This window comes from Sulfitobacter sp. W074, from assembly GCF_025142275.1.
Taxonomy (GTDB): Bacteria; Pseudomonadota; Alphaproteobacteria; order Rhodobacterales; family Rhodobacteraceae; genus Sulfitobacter; species Sulfitobacter profundi.
On the sequence record NZ_CP081130.1, the window covers coordinates 103,151 to 121,894 of the forward strand.

Below are 18,744 nucleotides of genomic sequence, written 5' to 3' on the forward strand. Positions count from 1 at the left end.
ATGCCCTAGTTGGAGGGTTGTCGCCGGTCGCATGCCGAAGGCATGGCGCTGCGGTCCGGGCGGGCCGTTCCAACCGGGGTCGGGCGAAAGCGCAAAAGCGTCGCGCCGGAAGCGATGGCCGAAATCTCACAAGTGAGGGCCGCGCCGTGGAGCGGAGCGACAGGCATGTTCCAGCCCGCGCGGTCCCCTCTGCCCATGACAAATTCGGCCACGTCGGGCCAAAGCGGATTGGCTGCCGACATCTTTTGCCAGACGCGGATCGCGTCATTGATTGTAATCTCGGCAAAGCTTTTGTCGGGGTCTTGTTTCCATTGGTCGCGATAGGCGGCGTTGCAAAAGGTCAGCACGCCGGAGGCGGAGAAGACGGCGAAGCCATCTTCGAGCTTGTCCAGCAGGCTTTGGCTTTGCTCAAGCTCAGCGCGGAAATTGCGGGTCAGGGTGACTTCGGCGGTGATGTCTTCGATCAAGAATGCCGTGGCCCCGTCGGGGTGGGGCCGGCCACGGATACTGTAGGTTTGACCGTTCTCAAGCGACCATGTCTCTTGATAGCGCCCATCGGTTGCGGCGGCGATCACCTCGGCAATCTCCTGACGCCAATTCTTGTAGTTTTTTGGTTCCGGCATGCGGCGGCTTTCGCGCAGCTGATCGAAAAAGGACACCATCGTCGGTCGGGCGCTAAGAAAGGGGGCGGGCAGGGCGGTCAGGTCAACCAGGGCAGGGTTGAACAGGGCCAACTGCCCGTTGCGGTCAAAGATCGCCAGCCCGATGGACAGATGCGCAAAGGTCTTGGCGAGGGTTTGAACGAAGTTGCGCTGCGCCTCTTCGGCGGCGACCACGGCATTGATGCAGGTGGCGTGGTAGACCTGCACATTGTCCTCTGTCGTGGTGGTCAGGGCGTACCAATCGGGTTTGTCCCCGTCGCCGCAGCGCAGGCATACGCGGTTGGGATGTTCGGGCGAAGGCGTGCTGAACAAAGCGGCGCCGCCGCATTCAGGATCGGCCGGTGCCTTGCGTTTCAGGGCCCCGTAGGCCCGGTTGTGCCAGATGATGCGGCCTGCGGCATTGGTCTGCCATGCGGGGTTGGGGCTGGTTTCGCTGGCCCGGCGCAGCGCGGCGAGTTTTTGGAACGTCTCTTGCGTGATCTCTTCGGCTGCGCGGGTCTGGGGCAGGTGCAGCCAGCATAGCGCGTCCCGCCATGTGATGCGAAGTTCCGAGGGGCTGTCGCCATCTTCTGCCGTGAGGGTCAGTTTGCCGGTGGCCCCGTGCCGGGCCGTGCGGGGGAATTCAGGAAACCGCGACAGCAGCGCTTCGCGGATGTCCTCCCACTGGTGGTGGCCGGGGGCGAGGGCAAAGCGGGTTAGTGCGCTGTCGGAGCCGTGGATCAACTCGCCGTCTTCGAAAAGCAGGCTCATATCGTCGATGCCGGGCGGTGCCGCAGCGGGGCGGCCCGCTGCTGTGCTAAGCCACCAAAGGGCGGCCAGAGCGGTGGCGAAAGCGGCAGCAAGCACGATGATAACGTCTGGCAATGCCATGACGGATAACCCTTTCGGCAAATGCGACGCCCTATCTTGAGAGCCAAAGGTTAACGGCGGGTTAACAAAAGCGCAGTTCCCCCTTTCAAGCCGTCAGGCGCTGGTTCTCGCCCATCACGGCATCATCGGGGCCAAGGTCCAGCAGGCGGCGCGGCCAGACAACTTCGACAACCGCGCCGCTGCCTGCGGGCGGCAACCCGCGCAGCCAACCGCTGTCTGACCCATTGGCAAACCGCAGCCGCGCGCCGGAGCGTTCAAGGAAGGTTTTGGCGATGAAAAGCCCCAGCCCCATGCCCTCATATTCAGGGCGCGCCGTCTCGTTTGCCGTGCCGCTACGGCGGCGCAGGAAGGGGTCGCCGATCCGCCCCAGATGCTGCGGCGGAAAGCCCGGCCCGTTGTCGATGATCCGCACCGAGATATCCTCGGCAGACCATTCGGTTTCGATCCAAACCGTGGTTTCGGCGAAATCCACCGCGTTCTGCACCAGATTGCGCAGCCCGTGAATGATCTCGGGTTTGCGCGGGATCGTCGGGGGGCGCGCGTGATCTCGGGCCATCGGGTTGTCAGAGAACATCACCGTCTTGCCCCGCTCCAGATGTGGTTCGGCGGCCTCTTTCACCACGGCGGTGAGTTGCGCGCGTTGCATGTGCAGATCGTCTTTCCCAATGCGTCCCATATCGCGCAGGATATCGCGGCAACGGTCGGCTTGATCGCGGATCAGCGCGGCATCTTCTGCCAGGTCGGGCCGGTCTTCGAGGTCACCCAGCAGTTCGGTGCTGGCTAGTTTGATGGTGGCTAGGGGCGTACCCAATTCATGGGCTGCAGCGGCCACAACACCGCTCAGGTCCGACAATTTCTGCTCCCGTGCCAGCACCATCTGCGTGGCTGAGAGCGCATCGGCCATGGAGTGGACCTCAGTCGTGACGCGCCGCGAATAGGCGCTGGTGAAAACGATGGCGATCAGCAGCGCCGCCCAATGGCCAAAGACAAAAATGCCGGGCTGGCGCAGCACATCGCCCGACTGGGTGACAAGCGGCAGATGCCACAGCGCCAGCACCGAAGCCGCGACAATCGCGGTAGCGCCCAAAACCAGTGTCGAACGCAGGCTGAGTGCGGTGGCCGAGATCGTTACCGGGGCCAGCAGAAGCAGCGCAAAGGGATTGTGCAGCCCCCCGGTCAGCCCCAGCAGGGCGGTTAGTTGCAGCAGGTCAAACAGGACCATGGCAAGGTTCTCGCGCTCGGACAGGCGTTTGTTCTGGGGAAAGACAAAGGCCGCGACGAGGTTGCCCACCACCGAGGCACCGATGGTCAGATAACATAGGCCAAAGGCCAGTTGCAGCCCTAGCGCCCATTGCGCCACGGTGACGGCGGTCAACTGTCCGGCGATGGCGAACCAGCGCAGCAGGATCATCGTGCGCAGGCGGATCCAACTGGCGCGGGTGCGCCCGTCGAGGGGCCGAATGTTTGCCTGCGTCATCTTAGCCCCATCACTTTATTGCGTCTTGCATCACCTGCGATCTAGCGTAGGTCTGCGGCGAAACACGATCAAGAGCGGCCATCGGCGCAAAGGACTGACATGAAACAGATGATTGCATTTGGTGCGGTTGGGGTTGCAGCGGTATTTCTGGCCGGGACGGCCTTTATGGTGCTGCGCGGCGAAGATGATCCCTATGCCTCTTGCCGGTCAAGCCAAGTGGCGGGGGGCGATATTGGCGGTCCGTTCGAATTGGTCAACGGCGCGGGCGCAACCGTGACCGATGCCGATGTCATCACCGAGCCTGCCTTGCTCTATTTCGGCTATACCTCTTGCCCCGATGTCTGCCCGCTGGACGTGGACCGCAACGCCGCCGCCACCGAAATTCTGGAGGAGCGCGGCCAAAGCATCACGCCTGTTTTCATCACCGTCGACCCGGCACGTGACACGCCCGAAGTGGTCGGCGACTTTGCCGAGGTGATGCACCCGCGTATGGTGGGGCTGACCGGCTCGCCTGAGCAAGTCAAAGCAGCCAGCCAAGCTTACCGCACCTACTACAAGGCCCACCCGGCAGATGAGAATGGCGAATACCTCGTCGATCACTCGACCTTCAGCTATCTGGTCATGCCCGAAGAAGGCGTCGTCGACTTTTTCCGCCGCGAAGTGCGGTCCGAGCAGATGGCCGACAGCATCGGCTGCTTTATAGACCAAACGTAAAATTGACCCCCGGCCATAGCCGCCGCATACTAGCCTAGAAGAGGGGACATTGATGCAGGATATTTCCGACTTAGGCCCAGACCGCAGCTTGCTTTTGGTCGATGACGATGAGCCGTTTCTGCGCCGCTTGGCCAAGGCGATGGAGAAACGCGGCTTTGAGGTGGAAACTGCAGGCTCTGTCGCGGCGGGCAAGGCCATCGCCACCGCGCGTCCCCCGGCCTTTGCCGTGGTCGATCTACGCCTGCAGGATGGCAACGGTCTTGATGTGGTCGAAGTGCTGCGCGACAAACGTGCTGATGCAAGGGTCGTTGTGCTGACTGGCTATGGCGCGATTGCGACGGCGGTTGCTGCGGTCAAAAGCGGCGCGACAGATTACCTTTCAAAGCCCGCAGATGCCAATGATATCGTTAACGCATTGCTAGCCACCGGGGGCAACCTGCCCGAGCCGCCGGAAAACCCGATGAGCGCGGACCGCGTTCGGTGGGAGCATATCCAGCGAGTCTATGAGCTTTGTGATCGCAATGTTTCTGAAACCGCGCGGCGGCTCAACATGCACCGGCGTACCCTGCAGCGCATCTTGGCAAAACGCTCGCCGCGCTAAAGCTCGAACCGTTTCCAGATTTTATCGACGCGGGTGCCATCGGCCAGCGTACAACTGGGCAGGCGGCGGAAATCTTCGAAACCGCGGCTTTGGTAATAGGCAAGTCCGCCTAGGTTATCGGCACGGATGATCGCGTGAATATGGGCATAGCCCAGGTCACGGGCAGCTTGCTTGGTCTGTTCAAACAGTGCTGAGCCGATGCCGAAACCCGTCTCTCCTACCCGCACAAAGGTTGCGACATCCACGCCGCCCTTGGGCAGGTCGGGGTGTGGTTCAATGTACTGAAAGCCTTTCAGCGCGCCGCGCTCATCCTCGGCCAAGTGCCATGCACTGTCCGAGGCGGTCATCCAACCTTGCAACTCGCGCGGGGTGACGGGGGTGACCATGGCGGTGGTGCCCCCCTTGGCGATGATCGCGTTCAGCAAGTCGGCCAAGGCGCGGGTATCAAGCGCCCCGGCACGGCGGACATGGATCACGCCATCTCGCGCAGCAGCGCCTCATGGCGTTGGGTAAACTCGGCCCGTACCTCGACCGGTGGGCGCAGCAGGATGCCCAGCCCCTCCATCAGCGCCGCGTCGGGGCGGCCAAAAAAGCGCGTCGCCTCGGTTTCGGAAAAGCCTGCGATCTGGCTGGCCTCCATCCAAGCACTGACGCGATCCGCCTTTTTGATCTGTTGTTTGACGCGCGCCGGCAAGTTGGCAGGCAGGCCAAACCGGACATGCACGGCAGTGGTCAGCCGGTCATCCAAGGCGCGATAGTCCGGCCCCACAGCAGCCTTCACGGGCGAGATCATGTCCCCGATCACATATTCCGGTGCGTCATGAAGCAGCGCGGCCAAGCGCCATTTCGCAGGCGCACGGGGGGCGATCCGGGCAAATATCGTTTCGACCAATAGCGAATGTTCGGCCACCGAATAGGCATAGTCGCCCCGCGTCTGCCCGTTCCACCGCGCGACAAAGGCCAAGCCATGGGCGATGTCTTCGATCTCGACATCGACCGGGGTGGGGTCGAGCAGATCTAGCCGTCGACCTGACAGCATCCTTTGCCATGCACGTGGTTTCTGCGCCATCCGCCGGAGTCCTTACCTCGTGATCCTTGGGAACAAATCCCTGTCAAACCTGTTCATCCCACGAAGGAGATAATCATGAAACCCGTTTTTTCCGGTACGATACTTGCAGTTACCTTGGCCACCCTCGCAGGTGCCGCGCAGGCGGAAGAAGTCTGCATGCCCGCCAAGGAAATGAAGTCGGCTCTGATCGATTGGTACGGCGAAGAGCCTGTGCCGGGTCAGCGGGACGACAACAGCCAACTCTGGGCGTCGGATCAATCGGGCACATGGACCTTGGTCAAGACATTGGCCGACGGCAATGCCTGTGTGCTGGCCCAAGGCGATGACTGGATGGCGGGACTCTCGGGCGATAAGCAACTGGCCGCTCTTCAGCGTTGACCCTGCGGGGGTCATTCCCCATTCACATTGAGAATTCGCGGCGAAGGTGCTAACCGCCCTGCAACACTTCAAACAGGAGCGCCGCATGGCCCACGACTATATTGTTAAGGATATCAATCTGGCGGCCTACGGGCGCAAAGAGCTGGACATCGCCGAGACCGAGATGCCGGGCCTGATGGCGCTGCGCGATGAATACGGTGAGAGCAAACCGCTGAAAGGCTCGCGGATTGTCGGATCGTTGCACATGACCATCCAGACAGCCGTTTTGATTGAAACACTGGTCGCGCTTGGTGCCGATGTGCGTTGGGCGTCTTGTAACATCTTCTCGACCCAAGACCACGCTGCTGCGGCGATTGCTGAATCAGGCGTTCCGGTCTTCGCGATCAAAGGCCAGTCACTGGTTGAGCATTGGGATTACCTCGACAAATCCTTCATGTTCCCCGAAGGCCCGAACCTGATCCTCGACGATGGCGGCGATGCGACGCTCTATATCCTTTTGGGCGCACGGGTTGAAAACGGCGAAGACGATCTGATCGCCATTCCCAAATCTGAGGAAGAAGAAGCGATCTTTGCTCAGATCAAAAAGCGTATGGCGGAAAGCCCCGGCTGGTTCACCAAGATGCGCGAGCAGATCAAAGGCGTATCCGAAGAAACCACCACCGGCGTGCACCGTCTTTATGATCTGGTGAAGCAAGGTCAACTGCCCTTCCCCGCGATCAATGTGAACGACTCTGTCACCAAGTCGAAGTTCGATAACAAATACGGCTGTAAAGAGAGCCTCGTGGACGGTATCCGCCGCGCCACCGACACGATGATGGCCGGTAAGGTTGCTGTCGTCATGGGCTATGGCGATGTGGGCAAAGGCTCTGCCGCGTCGCTGAGCGGTGCTGGCGCGCGCGTCAAGGTCACCGAAGTCGATCCCATCTGCGCGTTGCAAGCAGCGATGGACGGTTTTGAAGTCGTGCTGCTGGAAGATGTCGTGGCAACTGCCGATATCTTCATCACCACCACCGGCAACAAAGACGTGATCCGCATCGAGCATATGCGCGAGATGAAGGACATGGCGATTGTTGGCAACATCGGCCACTTCGACAATGAAATCCAAGTTGCCGCGCTGAAGAACCACAAGTGGACCAACATCAAAGAACAGGTGGATATGATCGAGATGCCGAACGGCAATCGTCTGATCCTGCTCTCCGAAGGGCGTCTGCTGAACCTTGGCAATGCCACCGGGCACCCGTCCTTCGTGATGTCCGCCTCCTTTACCAACCAAGTGTTGGCGCAGATCGAACTGTGGGAGAACACCGACAAATACGGCAACGACGTTTATATCCTGCCCAAACATCTGGATGAAAAAGTCGCCCGTCTGCATCTGGACCGGATCGGCGTGAAGCTTTCGAAACTGAACCCGGAACAGGCCGCCTATATCGGTGTGACGCCTGAAGGCCCGTTCAAGCCCGAGCATTACCGCTACTAAATCGCAAAGAGTTCCCTCCTTGGTAAGGTTTCAACGCCGCCCCGCAGACCGTCGGGGCGGCGTTTTTGTATTAAAGTTCTGAAACTCCTCAGGAAATGCGGCCCATCGGCGGATTCAAGCACATATCTGCCGGTAGCAAATGGCGGGCGGAACATAGTTATCCGGGCGGTGTTTCTTCCCCAGACCACTGAAAAGGAGTATCGAAAATGAAACGTACATTCCTGAAATCCACCGTCGCCGCCCTTGCACTGACTGCGGGCACCGCATTCGCTCAGACTGCCGACACCGAAGCCGGTGCAGCAGCAGAGGCCGAGGCCACAATCTCGGGTGAGAGCGTAAGCGACACCGCCAACGATTTGACCGCCACTGTTGAGAAACAGGCCGAGCAAACCGCTGAGATGTCGCGTGAGAATTCTGACGATTACGAGGGGACCAACGACCCCAACAAAACCGACGAGATTCTGACCGCCCCGACGGAGAGCGCGGAAATCGAAGGTGATACCGAAGTCGACAACGGAGCGGAGCTGACCGCCGAAACCGATGGCGTGACCCCGTCGACGGATGCCGAAGCCGATCTGGCCGGGAACGCAGATTCAGAGTCGAACTCGACCCTGAGCACCGACACCAGCGGCACTGTCACAACAGAGACAGACACCGATCTGGCAGCCGATGAAGATGCTGATATCGACAGCGAAATGACTGCCGAGATCGAAGGCGAAGCTGAAACCGATCTGGAAGAGAATGTCGCCTCGGACACCGAAGCGAACATGGAAACAGACGTCACACGCACCGACACCGGCATGAGCAATGCCTTCTCCGGTATGGTTGTGGGTGATCTGGTCGGCCTGACCGTCGTCGAAGCGGATGGCGACACCATCGGTGACATCGACTATGTGATCAAAACTGACGCTGGCTATGCTGCTGTCGTTGGTGTGGGTGGCTTCCTTGGCCTTGGCGAACACACCGTCGCCGTGCCGCTTGAGGAAATCTCCATGGCCGCCGAAAACGACCTGAAGCTGAGCTCTTGGACCAAAGCCGAGCTGGAAGCCCAGCCGGAAGTTGATGAAGATACAATCGAAGGTCTCGAAAACGACGTCCGTCTTGACGACGCATCCTAAGCGACCCGCGATATCGAACTCAGAGGCGCCCCATCGGGCGCCTCTTTGCGTATGGGGGCGTGGCTGCCGGGCGTGGTCGACGGGGGCAGTCAGCCGGGGTCGCGAAATAAATCTTTTGCAAAACAGGGTTATGGCCTTAGGCTCCGGCTTCAGGAACCCCTGAAGCCGAAGTTACTGTTGGAGAGATTTATGGGCAAGCGTGACGAATGGATCGCGAAATACGCCGAGGACCTGAAGAATAAATGCGGCATGGACCCGGATATGGACCTTTTGACCAAGGTGACCATCGGTTGCGGTCCGTCGATCTACAACGCCGACGCGCAAACGGTGTCTGCCGGTGATACGGCTGAATTGAACACCGTAAAGGACAACTTCCTTATCAAGAAACTCGGCCTGCCGGATGATGAGCACCTCATGGGCGGCATCCAGAAAGTGATTGAAACCTATGGCCGGTCAGAGCGGAACAAGTACCGCGCCGTGGTCTATTACATGCTGGTCAAACATTTCGGCAAAGAGTCGGTCTACGGCTAATCGCCGGAAAGACTTACCAAAACTTTACCTCGGACGCGCGCTTGGTTAAGCGCGCGTTTCGTTTTTGATGGGGCTTTGACACAGTAGAAAGTTGAGAAATTCAATGACTTCTGCTATCAGTCTTATATCGGCTTGATGCGCTGATAAGAGTTTAAAGAACATGTGTGGTGGTTTTGGGAGCACATGGGGTGAGAAGGGTTCTGGCGGGGTGCCGGAACCCTTTTTCGTTTCCCAACCGTTAATTTTGGCCGGTCTCAGGGCCCGACCCTAGGGCGCAGTCTTACCCAAACCGCAGATAAGGTCCCATTCCGCTTCGGTCACAGGTTGCACCGATAGGCGGGAGTTTTTCACCAGCACCATATCCTCCAGCCTCGGGTCGGCCTTGATCGTATCCAGTGTCACAGGCAGGCTGAACGACCGCACCGCTTTGATATCCACACATTCCCAACGCGGGTCATCGGTGCTGCTGTCGGGATGCGCTTCTGCGCAGACTTCGACGATGCCGACAACCTCGCGGTCTTTCTGAGAGTGGTAGAAGAACCCCAGATCGCCAACCTTCATCTCGCGCATGAAGTTGCGCGCTTGATAGTTGCGCACGCCGTCCCATTCCTCGCCCGCGTCACCTTTGGCCTTTTGGTCGGCCCAGCTCCATGTTGCGGGTTCGGATTTGAACAACCAATAGGCCATTAGCCGATCACCCGGTTCCAATGGGTCAGGGTCACGCTTTGGAACAGACCGGCCTTGGCATAGGGGTCATTCGCGGCCCAATCCTCGGCTGCGGCCATGTCTGGCACATCCAGAATGATGAGCGAGCCGATCATGCCGCCTTCGGCATTCAGCAGCGGGCCAGCTTGGGCTACGGCATCGCTGGATTTGAGATAGGCCAAATGGTCGGGCCGGTTTTCCTGACGGATCGGCAGGCCATCGGCTTTGTCATGGGCGGTCAGGGCAACAAACATATCATTCTTCCTTTAGGGGGCGGGTCAGTAGTGATTTCATGGCGCCAGCCACATCTAACTGGTTGTCGAGCAGCCCGGCAACCGCACGTGTAATCGGCATATCGAGCGCAGCCTCGCGGGCAAGTGCATCCACAGCGCGCGCGGTGGCGGCTCCTTCGACCGTGGTCGACGGGTCGAACGGCGTGCCTTGGCCAAGCGACTGCCCCAGCCGGTAGTTGCGCGATTGCTCTGAGGTGCAGGTCAGCGTCAGATCACCAAAGCCCGAAAGCCCGGCCAGCGTTGTCGGTTCGGCCTTCAGATGCGCGGCGAGGCGCTGCATTTCGGCATAGCCGCGCGTCATCAGCGCGGCCCGCGCGCTTTCCCCCAGCCCCGCCCCAATCGCGGCCCCGCTCGCGATGGCGACGACGTTCTTCAGCGCCCCGCCCAGTTCCGCGCCAATGGTATCCGTGGTGCGGTACAGCCGCAGGTTCGCCGTGGTCAGTTCCGCTTGCAGGTATTTGCCCGCCGCCGCATCGCCACAGGCCAAGGTCAGCGCGGTGGGCAAGCCGCGGGCGATATCAGCGGCAAAGCTTGGCCCCGTCAGGATCGCGGCCGTGGCATCGGGGATGGTTTGGGTGATCACGCTCACCGGTCCGACACCGCTGCTGAGTTCGATCCCCTTGCAGCAGGCCACCAGATGTTTCCCGTGAAGCGCGCCTTTGTGGTCTTCCAAGACACTGCGCAGCCGTTGCATCGGCACGGCCAGCAACAGGATCTTGGCCGCGCTCGCTTGGTCAAGGCTATCGGTTACCGTGAGCGTATCAGGGAAAGGGCACCCCGGCAGGCGTTTGGTATTCTCACGGCGCTTGGCCATGTCCCCCGCATCGCGCGCCCAAAGCGTCACCGGCCCTTTACCCGCGAGCGAGATTGCCAGCGCCGTGCCGAATGCCCCTGCACCAAGAACGGAAACGCTCATGCCTTAGCCCCCTTTTTGCCACTGCCAAGCATCGATGGCCGCGCGGTATCCAGCGGCCAGCGGGGGCGTGCCGAGAGTGTCAGATCATCGGCCCCGCGCAGGGCGGCTTGCTCTCCAGCAGCGAAGGCGATCATCGCGGCGTTATCGGTGCAAAGCGCCAGCGGCGGAGCGACGAAAAGCGCCTGCTGTTCCGCTGCAACAGTCTCTAACGCGGCACGGATGGACTTGTTTGCCGCCACCCCGCCTGCCACACAAAGGCCCCGCGCACCCTCTGCCGGATACTCCGCAAAGGCGCGGCGGGTCTTATGGGCAAGCACATCGACCACGGCTGCTTGAAACCCTGCCGCCAGATCCGCCTGATCTTGTCGGGTCAGCCCGCCACGCTCTGCCACGCATTTGTCGCGGGCACGCAGCACGGCGGTTTTCAGGCCCGAAAAGGACATGTCGCAGCCGTCACGATCCAACAACGGGCGCGGCAGGGCGAAACGATTGGGCTCGCCCTCCTGCGCGCATTTTTCAATCGAAGGCCCCCCGGGCTGCGGCAGACCCAACAGCCGCGCAACCTTGTCAAAGGCTTCGCCCGGCGCGTCATCAATGGTGCCGCCAAGACGGTCAAAACTCTCCGGCCCGCGCACCAGCAGAAACTGGCAATGTCCGCCCGACACCAGCAACATCAGATAGGGATAGGGCACATCATCGGTCAGCCGCGGCGTCAGGGCGTGGCCCGCCAGATGGTTCACCCCATAAAGCGGTTTGCCCGTCGCTGCCGAAAGTCCCTTGGCACACATCACGCCTGAGACAACCCCGCCGATCAGCCCCGGCCCCGCAGTGACGGCGATGGCATCGATCTGCGGCAGGCTGATCCCGGCCTCGGCCAAGGCCTCTTCGACACAGTGATCCAGTTTTTCCGCATGGGCGCGAGCCGCAATTTCGGGAACGACACCGCCGAAGTCAGCGTGCAGCTCGGTCTGCCCTGCGACGACCGAGGCCAGCACCGTGCCGCGCCCATCCTCACCCATACGCACCACGGCGGCAGCGGTATCGTCGCAACTGCTTTCCAAACCAAGGATCAAGCGGGTCTGAGGTTGGGTAGAGGGCATGGGGGCTTTCCGTTGCAAGGCACCTGTACCGCAGGTAACACCGCTATCACGCGCAAACAATGCCGGAGCCTTGCGATGCCACAGCCAAGATTGCTTCTGACACGTCCACATCCCGGTGCCGCGCAGTTTCTGGATCGGCTCTCGCCCGCGCTGCGGGACGGGGCGGTGATTTCCCCCTTGATCGAGATTGCCCCGACCGGTGTAGAGGTCGATCTCGCGCCCTTCGCCGGGGTGATCTTTACCTCGGCCAATGGTGTGGCCCATGCGCCAAAGGGGGACGGGCGGCCCGCCTTTTGTGTCGGCCCGCAGACCACGGCGGCGGCAGCGAAAGCGGGCTGGCAGGCGCAGATGGCCGGGCTGGATGCCCAAACGCTGATCGCGACCCTCTCGGGGCAGCCGCAGATTGGCCCGCTCTTGCACCTTGCCGGACGCCATCGGCGGGCGGATGTTGCTGCAATTTTAGGCGCTTCGGGTCTGACCGTTGATGTCGCGACGATCTATGAACAGAACCTTTTGCCGCTCTCCGCCGCGGCGCAAACCCTTTTAAATGGGCCAAGTCCTGTCATCGTGCCGCTCTTTTCCCCCCGCAGCGCGCAGCATTTCGCCCGCGAGGCCAGTTGCACAGAGCGGGTCATCGCCCTGTCGATCAGCCCCGCCGCCGCGCAGGCGCTTGAAGCTCTGCCGCTCTATGCGCATGATGTCGCTGCGGAACCCACTGGCGAAGCCATGGCGGAGGCCGTTGAAAAACTTTTCCGCTGCACCACCTTGCCTTGAGGGGCATAGGTATGCCGGGTAAGCTCGCCACTGCGAGCGGATGATAGGTTCAGAATCGAAAGGCGTACGGCGTGGCAAAACCCAAAAAGACGGTCAGCAAAAGCGAAGCGGACAAGACCACGGCCGAACAGACGCCCCCGCAGGCGGATAAGGCAGTAGCGGCAGAGAAAGCTGACGCGCCGAAACCATCCGAGACCGATGCCAAGGGTACGGACACGGTGAAACCCGACGCGCTGAAGACCGAAGATGTCAAACCGGACGCAGCGAAAGCCGAGCCCGGGCAAACCGACTTGGGCAAAACCGAGCCGGGCAAAACAACCAGCACTCTGCCCGTGCGGGACACTGCGCCCGCAGCGGAGAAAGCCACGGCGAAGCCGACCGCTGCAAGCGACGCGGTCAAGCGTGATGACAAGGCACCGGCTAAGGCGGAGAGCGCCTCTACCGCCAAAGATACGACACCAAAGACGCCCTTGCCCAAGGATGACCCTAAACCAACGTCCAGCGTCGTTGCGCCCAAGGACAAACCGGTTTCCCACGACAAACCAGCGACCGATCCTGCGCCTTCGCGGGCGTCGGCAGCCGCGTCTAAGCCGGGTGACAGCACGTCGAAGCCCGCGCCGACCAAGACCGAAAAGCCAAGCGCTACGACCCCCAAGCCAACCCCGACACCGACCCCCGCGCCCGCGCCGAAGGAGCGCAGGCGGAGCGTGTTTTTCCCCATGCTGCTCGGTGGGGCCATTGCCGCCGGACTGGGGTTTGCCGCATCGGAATACGACGTTCTTGGCACCCGCGCGCAGGGGGCTGCGGAATTGCAAAACGCGATCGAAGCGCAGCAGGCCCGCATCGCAGACTTGGAAGCCCGCGCTGATGAGCCTGCGGCCCTACCGGAAAGCCTGCCGCAGGTCGACGCGCTCAGCGCAGAGTTGACCGCCGCACGCGAAGAATTCTCGGCGCTTCAAAGCCAATTGGCCGAGATCGACAGCCGCCTCACCACGGTTGAGAAACAGCCCGTAAGCGGTGGCGAAAACGAGATTGCAGTCGCGGCCTTTGAGCGTGAAATGGAAGCCCTGCGCGTCTCTGTCGCTGAGCAGCGCCGCGAAATCGAAAGCCTGCTGGATAACGCCCAAACCGCCGAAGAGGCGACCGCCGCCGCTGCAGAAGCGGCCCGCGCCCAGACCGGCATCACCCAGATGAACGCCGCGATCAGCGCCGGACGCCCCTTTGAGGCCGCGCTGGCCGAGTTGCAGGAAGCCGGGGTTGAGAACATTCCTCAAGCGCTGACTGAGACCGCTGCGGGCGGTGTGGTCACCCTCGCCAATCTGCAGGCGCGTTATCCCGACGCCGCGCGGCAGGCCTTGGCCACCGCCCGTGCCGCCGTGCCGGAAGAAGGCGAAGGCGGCTTTGGCAGCTTCCTGAAACGGCAGCTTGGTGCCCGCTCGGTCGCGCCCCGCGAAGGGACGGACCCCGATGCTGTCCTCTCCCGCGCTGAAGCGGCGGTGCGCGATGGCCGTTTGACCGATGCGCTGGCCGAGATCGAAACGCTGCCGGCCCCTGCGCAGGACGCGATGGCGGAATGGCTTGCCGATGCCCGCGCGCGTCAGGCGGCTGAAACCGCCGCCAATGAACTCTCCCAACGCCTGACGGCCAACTGAGGAACGAAAAATGCTCTGGTCTCTTATTAAAATCGTTCTTTTCGTCGTGCTCGTCGCCGCTTTGGCATGGGGTGCGGGCTTCTTGCTGGAAAGCGAGGGCGGCATTCAACTGACCGTGGCGGGCACCGAATATACCCTCGGGCCGCTGCAATCGGTCATCGCCGTTTTGCTTTTGATGTTCGCGGTCTGGGTGCTGCTCAAGATCGTGGCGCTGCTGTCGGCGGTCTGGCATTTCCTGAACGGGGATGAGACCGCCCTGTCGCGCTACTTTGACCGCAACCGCGAACGGAAGGGCTATGAGGCGCTGTCGGACGGGCTGATGGCGCTGGCCAGCGGTGAGGGGCAGGTTGCGATGGCCAAGGCCGCCAAGGCGGACCGCTATCTCAAACGCCCGGCGCTGACCAATCTGCTGACTGCGCAGGCCGCAGAGCTTGCAGGCGACCGCCGCAAGGCAGAGCGGACCTATCGCAAGCTGGTCGAAGACGAAAAGACCCGTTTCGTCGGCGTGCGTGGCATCATGAAACAAAAGCTGGCCGATGGGGATACCGAGACCGCGTTGAAACTGGCCGAGAAGGCCTTCGCGCTGAAGCCCAAACACGAAGAAACCGGCGATACGCTGCTGAAGTTGCAGGCCGAAAAGCATGACTGGACCGGCGCGCGCGGCACCTTGCAGGCCAAGTACAAAAACGGCCACCTGCCACGTGATGTTCACAAACGCCGCGATGCGGTGCTGGCGCTGTCGGAAGCCCGCGAAGTCATCGCTGAGGGCAACAGCATTGAAGCACGCGAAGCCGCGATCGAAGCCAACCGCCTGTCGCCTGATCTGGTGCCTGCCGCCGTAATGGCCGCGCGCAGCTATATCGCGCAGGACAAACCGCGCTATGCCTCGAAAGTGCTGCAAAAAGCGTGGAGCGTGCACCCGCACCCCGACCTTGCCGCCGCCTTTGCCGAGGTTCAGCCCGATGAGACCCCGCAGCAGCGCATCAAACGGTTCCGCGCGCTGACGAAATCACAGCCCGACCATCCCGAAACCAAGATGCTGCTGGCCGAATTGCACATCGCCAACGAAGATTTCCCCGAAGCGCGCCGTGCGCTTGGCAATCTGGTTGAGACCGATCCCTCCGCGCGTTCCGTCACGCTGATGGCCGCGATCGAGCGGGGTGAGGGCGCGTCTGATACGGTGGTCAAAGGTTGGCTGACACGCGCGCTCAATGTCTCGCGCGGGCCGCAGTGGATTTGCGAGAATTGCCACCACATCCACGCCGAATGGAAGCCGATCTGCGAAAACTGCAAGAGCTTTGACACATTGGAATGGAAGACCCCGCCGCTCTCGGAAGTCGCCATGCCAAGCGGTGTGCAGATGCTGCCGCTGATCGTCGGTGCCCCGGAAACGACACCGCCAGAAGGCGCGCTGACAACCCGGACCGACGACATCGAAGAGGCAGAGTTGGTGACTGACCCAGACGAGCCGACCAATCCCGAGGCCCCGAAAAAGGCGTCCGATCCTACAGCTTGATGTCGTAGGTGACCCAGTTGGTCCGCGTTGCCAGCTTGTCATACACCCCACGGCCGCGGTAATTATCCTCGGCCGTGATCCAGCGCACGAGGCTCCAGCCGCGTTTCTGGGCGATCTTTTTCACCTCACCGATCAGCGCGTCGGCAGCCCCGCTGCCGCGTGCTTCGGGAGCCACGAATAGATCGTCGAGGAAGCAGCCCGTCGCCGCCGCCAAGGGGCGCGCGAAATGGCGGAAATGGGTCAGGCCGATCACACGGCCTTCGGCGTCTTCGCAGACCAGCCCTTCGACCTCTGTCAGCGGGTCATGCAGCCAAGACCAGACCCGCGCGCGCATTTCTGGCGTCTGCTCGACTTTGTAAAATTCGGCATAGCCTTGATAGAGCCGCTCCCAATCGGCGCGGTCATGGTCTCTCACGGTTCGGATGGTAAGGTCGGACATGGCGGGGCTCCCTTCGCTGGCTGCGCGATCTTTGCGCCAGTTGGTTCAGAAATCCAGCCCAAGGTCCAGCGTTGTCGCAGAATGTGTGAGCGCGCCCATGGAGATATAGTGCACCCCCGTCGCCGCGACCTCGGCCAGGCGGGGCAGGGTCATGTTACCCGAAGCCTCAAGCACGATGCGCCCATTGGCAATTTCCACAGCCTGAAGCAGCGTTTTTGTGTCCATATTGTCCAACAGCACAACATCCGCGCCGCCTTCGTCCAAGACCTCTTCAAGCTGCGCCAGCGTGTCGACTTCGATCTCGACGCGGATCATATGCGAGGCGTTGCTTTTCACTGCTTGCAAGACAGGCCGAATGCCACCGGCTGCCGCAATGTGATTGTCTTTGATCAGGATCGCATCCGAGAGGGAAAAGCGGTGGTTGAACCCGCCGCCATGCAGCACCGCCTGTTTTTCGACCATCCGCAGCCCCGGCGTGGTCTTGCGGGTGCAGGTGATCCGGGTCTCGGTGCCCTTGGTCTCGGCCACGCAGGCCGCCGTGAGGGTGGCGATGCCCGACAGCCGCCCGGCAAAGTTCAACGCCACACGTTCTGCCGACAGGATCGCGGCGGCAGAGCCTTCGATCTCCATCAGCGTGTCGCCTTTGGCGATCGTGCTTCCGTCTTCTTTCAGCGTGCGAACATCAAGCGATGGGTCGACGAGATGAAAGGCCAGCCGTGCGATCTGCATGCCAGAGACGACGCCCTCTGCGCGGGCGCGCAGCTGCGCCGCATAAGTCGTGCCCTCGGGGATCACGCTGCGCGTGGTGACATCGCCATAGGTGCCGAGGTCTTCCATCAGCGCGGCGCGGACCAGCGGCTCTAGGATCAGGTCGGGCAGGGCGGTGGTCATGCGGGAAGTTCCTCATGGTTGGAGCGGAATGCGGTCGCCTCGGCCAGTGTCAGAAAACTGCGCGCGGCTTCGGGGAGCGTGTCAGGATAATCAGTGCGGCAATGCGCGCCCCGGCTTTCGCGGCGCGCGAGGGCGGCGGCGGTGATCAGTGTCGCGGTGGCGGTCATGTTTTGCAGCTGGGCGCAGTCGGGTTGTGCGGCTTCGATCTGTGCAATCGTGGCAAGGGCACGTTGGAGCCCTTCCGCATCGCGCAGAACGCCGACATGGGCGGTCATGGTTTGGCGTAACTGGGCGACGAGGGTCTCAGCGGGTGTTTCGCCAGCGGGCAGGTCTGGCAGGGCCACCGTTCCGCTGTCGCCGGTGCTGCATTCCTCAAGCATGTCCTGCGCCGCGCGGCGGGCAAAGACCAGCGCTTCGAGCAGCCCGTTCGATGCAAGCCGGTTCGCGCCGTGCAGCCCGGTCGAAGACGCCTCTCCACAGACCCAAAGCCCGGCGAGGCTGGAACGCCCATGCGCATCCGTGGCCACGCCGCCCATATGGTAATGCGCGGCGGCGGCCACGGGGATCGGTTGGATCACCGGGTCAATGCCGTTGCGGGCACAGGCGGCTGCGACGGCGGGATACTCGGCCAGCACCGCAGGGCCCAAGGCCGCACGGGTGTCGAGCATGGGGCGCTGGCCCGCTTGGGTCTGGGCAAAGATCGCGCGGGCCACGATGTCACGCGGGGCGAGTTCGGCCAGCGGGTGGACCTCGGTCATGAACCGCGCCCCCTCGCTGTTGATCAGATGCGCGCCGGCGCCGCGCAGGGCTTCGGTTGCCAAGGGGGCGGGGTCTTCGCCGCAGTCGATGGCGGTGGGGTGGAACTGCACGAATTCTGCATCGGCGATGAGCGCGCCTGCCCGTGCCGCCATCCCGATCACCTGCCCGCGAATGCGAGCCGGATTGGTCGTCAGCGCATAGAGCCCGCCCGAACCGCCACCCGCCAGCAAGACCCCCGCGCCGCGCAGCAGGACGGGGGCGGAGCCTTCGGCTCGGGCCAATTCAATCTCAACGCCGGTGACTTTGCTGCCGTCGCTGTCCAATCCGCGCGCCAACACGCCTTCAAGCACTTGGATCGACGGGGTATTGCGCACCCGCTCGATCAAGGCGCGCATGATCTCGGCCCCGGCCTGATCGCCCTGCACCCGCACCACACGCGCGAAACTATGCGCCGCCTCGCGGGACATGACATAGCCGCCATCGGCGCTGCGGTCGAAAGCGGTGCCAAAGTCTGTCAGGGCAATGATATGGGCGCTGGCCTCTTCCGTCACGGTCGCCGCGACGCGCGCTTCTACCGTGCCAGCACCGGCGGCGATGGTGTCCAGCGCATGCGCCTCGGGGCTGTCGGCCTGCGCCATCGCGGCGGCCACCCCGCCCTGCGCCCAAGCGGAACTGGCCCCTGATCCCAAGGGATCAGGCGAGATCAGCAAAACGGGGCGCGGCGCAAGACAAAGCGCGGCATAAAGCGCGCCGAGGCCCGCACCAACGATGATGATCCTGCCGGTTGTGATCTCTTGCACCG

20 protein-coding genes are annotated in these 18,744 nt (G+C 62.2%); 9 read left to right on the plus strand and 11 right to left on the minus strand.

Annotated elements, in window-relative coordinates:
* Positions 1 to 5: 5 nt before the first annotated feature.
* The gene (locus K3762_RS00475; protein ID WP_132443976.1) at positions 6 to 1,532 is read right to left on the minus strand and encodes a PAS-domain containing protein; all 1,527 of its coding nucleotides are present in this window, start codon (positions 1,530 to 1,532) and stop codon (positions 6 to 8) included.
* 85 nt (positions 1,533 to 1,617) lie between these two features.
* Positions 1,618 to 3,009 (minus strand): sensor histidine kinase RegB, encoded by a 1,392-nt coding sequence (gene regB, locus K3762_RS00480; protein ID WP_132443977.1) that lies wholly within the window; start codon positions 3,007 to 3,009, stop codon positions 1,618 to 1,620.
* A 99-nt stretch (positions 3,010 to 3,108) separates the two neighbouring features.
* On the opposite strand from regB, the gene K3762_RS00485 reads away from it, so the two are divergent.
* Both K3762_RS00485 and K3762_RS00490 read left to right on the plus strand, forming a co-directional pair.
* Positions 3,109 to 3,723 carry an SCO family protein gene (locus K3762_RS00485; protein ID WP_132443978.1) on the plus strand — a complete coding sequence of 205 codons (615 nt, stop codon included), beginning with the start codon at positions 3,109 to 3,111 and terminating at the stop codon, positions 3,721 to 3,723.
* Between the two features lie 52 nt (positions 3,724 to 3,775).
* Complete coding sequence (locus K3762_RS00490; protein ID WP_120349818.1) at positions 3,776 to 4,324, plus strand: ActR/PrrA/RegA family redox response regulator transcription factor; 549 nt, start codon at positions 3,776 to 3,778, stop codon at positions 4,322 to 4,324.
* Here the strand turns inward: K3762_RS00490 and K3762_RS00495 are convergent.
* Both K3762_RS00495 and K3762_RS00500 read right to left on the minus strand, forming a co-directional pair.
* On the minus strand, positions 4,321 to 4,800 hold the full coding sequence (locus tag K3762_RS00495; RefSeq protein WP_120349819.1) for a GNAT family N-acetyltransferase: 480 nt from the start codon (positions 4,798 to 4,800) through the stop codon (positions 4,321 to 4,323). The genes K3762_RS00490 and K3762_RS00495 overlap by 4 nt on opposite strands.
* Positions 4,797 to 5,393, minus strand: a complete 597-nt coding sequence (locus K3762_RS00500) for an HD family hydrolase (RefSeq protein WP_132443979.1) — start codon at positions 5,391 to 5,393, stop codon at positions 4,797 to 4,799. Before K3762_RS00500 ends, K3762_RS00495 begins: the two co-directional genes overlap by 4 nt.
* A 75-nt stretch (positions 5,394 to 5,468) precedes the next feature.
* Here K3762_RS00500 and K3762_RS00505 point away from each other — a divergent pair, with 75 nt between their 5' ends.
* The 4 genes from K3762_RS00505 to K3762_RS00520 all read left to right on the plus strand — a co-directional run bounded on the left by K3762_RS00505 (position 5,469) and on the right by K3762_RS00520 (position 8,897).
* The gene (locus K3762_RS00505) at positions 5,469 to 5,771 is read left to right on the plus strand and encodes an S-adenosyl-L-homocysteine hydrolase (RefSeq protein ID WP_240791555.1); all 303 of its coding nucleotides are present in this window, start codon (positions 5,469 to 5,471) and stop codon (positions 5,769 to 5,771) included.
* Between the two features lie 85 nt (positions 5,772 to 5,856).
* The gene (ahcY, locus tag K3762_RS00510; protein WP_132443980.1) at positions 5,857 to 7,248 is read left to right on the plus strand and encodes an adenosylhomocysteinase; all 1,392 of its coding nucleotides are present in this window, start codon (positions 5,857 to 5,859) and stop codon (positions 7,246 to 7,248) included.
* Between the two features lie 206 nt (positions 7,249 to 7,454).
* Positions 7,455 to 8,366, plus strand: coding sequence for a PRC-barrel domain-containing protein (locus K3762_RS00515; protein ID WP_260010858.1), 912 nt, complete (start codon positions 7,455 to 7,457; stop codon positions 8,364 to 8,366).
* 189 nt (positions 8,367 to 8,555) lie between these two features.
* The gene (locus K3762_RS00520) at positions 8,556 to 8,897 is read left to right on the plus strand and encodes a DUF2853 family protein (RefSeq protein ID WP_120349823.1); all 342 of its coding nucleotides are present in this window, start codon (positions 8,556 to 8,558) and stop codon (positions 8,895 to 8,897) included.
* Between the two features lie 267 nt (positions 8,898 to 9,164).
* Here K3762_RS00520 and K3762_RS00525 read toward each other — a convergent pair whose 3' ends face one another.
* The 4 genes from K3762_RS00525 to tsaD are packed head-to-tail and all read right to left on the minus strand — an operon-like array spanning position 9,165 to position 11,911.
* Positions 9,165 to 9,584 carry an EVE domain-containing protein gene (locus K3762_RS00525; protein ID WP_120349824.1) on the minus strand — a complete coding sequence of 140 codons (420 nt, stop codon included), beginning with the start codon at positions 9,582 to 9,584 and terminating at the stop codon, positions 9,165 to 9,167.
* Entirely contained in the window at positions 9,584 to 9,856 is a 273-nt protein-coding gene (locus K3762_RS00530; RefSeq protein WP_067623436.1) for a YciI family protein, read from the minus strand. Before K3762_RS00530 ends, K3762_RS00525 begins: the two co-directional genes overlap by 1 nt.
* A gap of 1 nt (position 9,857) precedes the next feature.
* A complete protein-coding gene (locus K3762_RS00535) occupies positions 9,858 to 10,811 on the minus strand; it encodes an NAD(P)H-dependent glycerol-3-phosphate dehydrogenase (protein ID WP_260010861.1) in 954 nt (317 codons plus the stop codon).
* Positions 10,808 to 11,911: a tRNA (adenosine(37)-N6)-threonylcarbamoyltransferase complex transferase subunit TsaD gene (gene tsaD / locus K3762_RS00540; protein ID WP_260010864.1), complete on the minus strand. Its 1,104-nt coding sequence runs from the start codon at positions 11,909 to 11,911 to the stop codon at positions 10,808 to 10,810. The genes K3762_RS00535 and tsaD overlap by 4 nt, the downstream gene beginning before the upstream one ends.
* Positions 11,912 to 11,986: 75 nt before the next feature.
* Between tsaD and K3762_RS00545 the strand changes: the two genes are divergently transcribed.
* The 3 genes from K3762_RS00545 to K3762_RS00555 all read left to right on the plus strand — a co-directional run bounded on the left by K3762_RS00545 (position 11,987) and on the right by K3762_RS00555 (position 15,853).
* Positions 11,987 to 12,685, plus strand: coding sequence for a uroporphyrinogen-III synthase (locus K3762_RS00545; protein WP_120349827.1), 699 nt, complete (start codon positions 11,987 to 11,989; stop codon positions 12,683 to 12,685).
* A gap of 71 nt (positions 12,686 to 12,756) precedes the next feature.
* Entirely contained in the window at positions 12,757 to 14,337 is a 1,581-nt protein-coding gene (locus K3762_RS00550; RefSeq protein ID WP_240791556.1) for a hypothetical protein, read from the plus strand.
* 10 nt (positions 14,338 to 14,347) lie between these two features.
* Positions 14,348 to 15,853, plus strand: a complete 1,506-nt coding sequence (locus tag K3762_RS00555; RefSeq protein ID WP_260010867.1) for a heme biosynthesis protein HemY — start codon at positions 14,348 to 14,350, stop codon at positions 15,851 to 15,853.
* On the opposite strand, the gene K3762_RS00560 is transcribed toward K3762_RS00555, so the two are convergent.
* The 3 genes from K3762_RS00560 to K3762_RS00570 are packed head-to-tail and all read right to left on the minus strand — an operon-like array spanning position 15,843 to position 18,742.
* Complete coding sequence (locus K3762_RS00560; protein ID WP_260010872.1) at positions 15,843 to 16,292, minus strand: GNAT family N-acetyltransferase; 450 nt, start codon at positions 16,290 to 16,292, stop codon at positions 15,843 to 15,845. The two genes, K3762_RS00555 and K3762_RS00560, sit on opposite strands and share 11 nt — an antisense overlap.
* 45 nt (positions 16,293 to 16,337) lie before the next feature.
* Positions 16,338 to 17,183, minus strand: a complete 846-nt coding sequence (gene nadC / locus K3762_RS00565) for a carboxylating nicotinate-nucleotide diphosphorylase (protein WP_260010881.1) — start codon at positions 17,181 to 17,183, stop codon at positions 16,338 to 16,340.
* Positions 17,180 to 18,742 carry an L-aspartate oxidase gene (locus tag K3762_RS00570; protein ID WP_132443987.1) on the minus strand — a complete coding sequence of 521 codons (1,563 nt, stop codon included), beginning with the start codon at positions 18,740 to 18,742 and terminating at the stop codon, positions 17,180 to 17,182. Before K3762_RS00570 ends, nadC begins: the two co-directional genes overlap by 4 nt.
* Positions 18,743 to 18,744 lie beyond the last annotated feature (2 nt).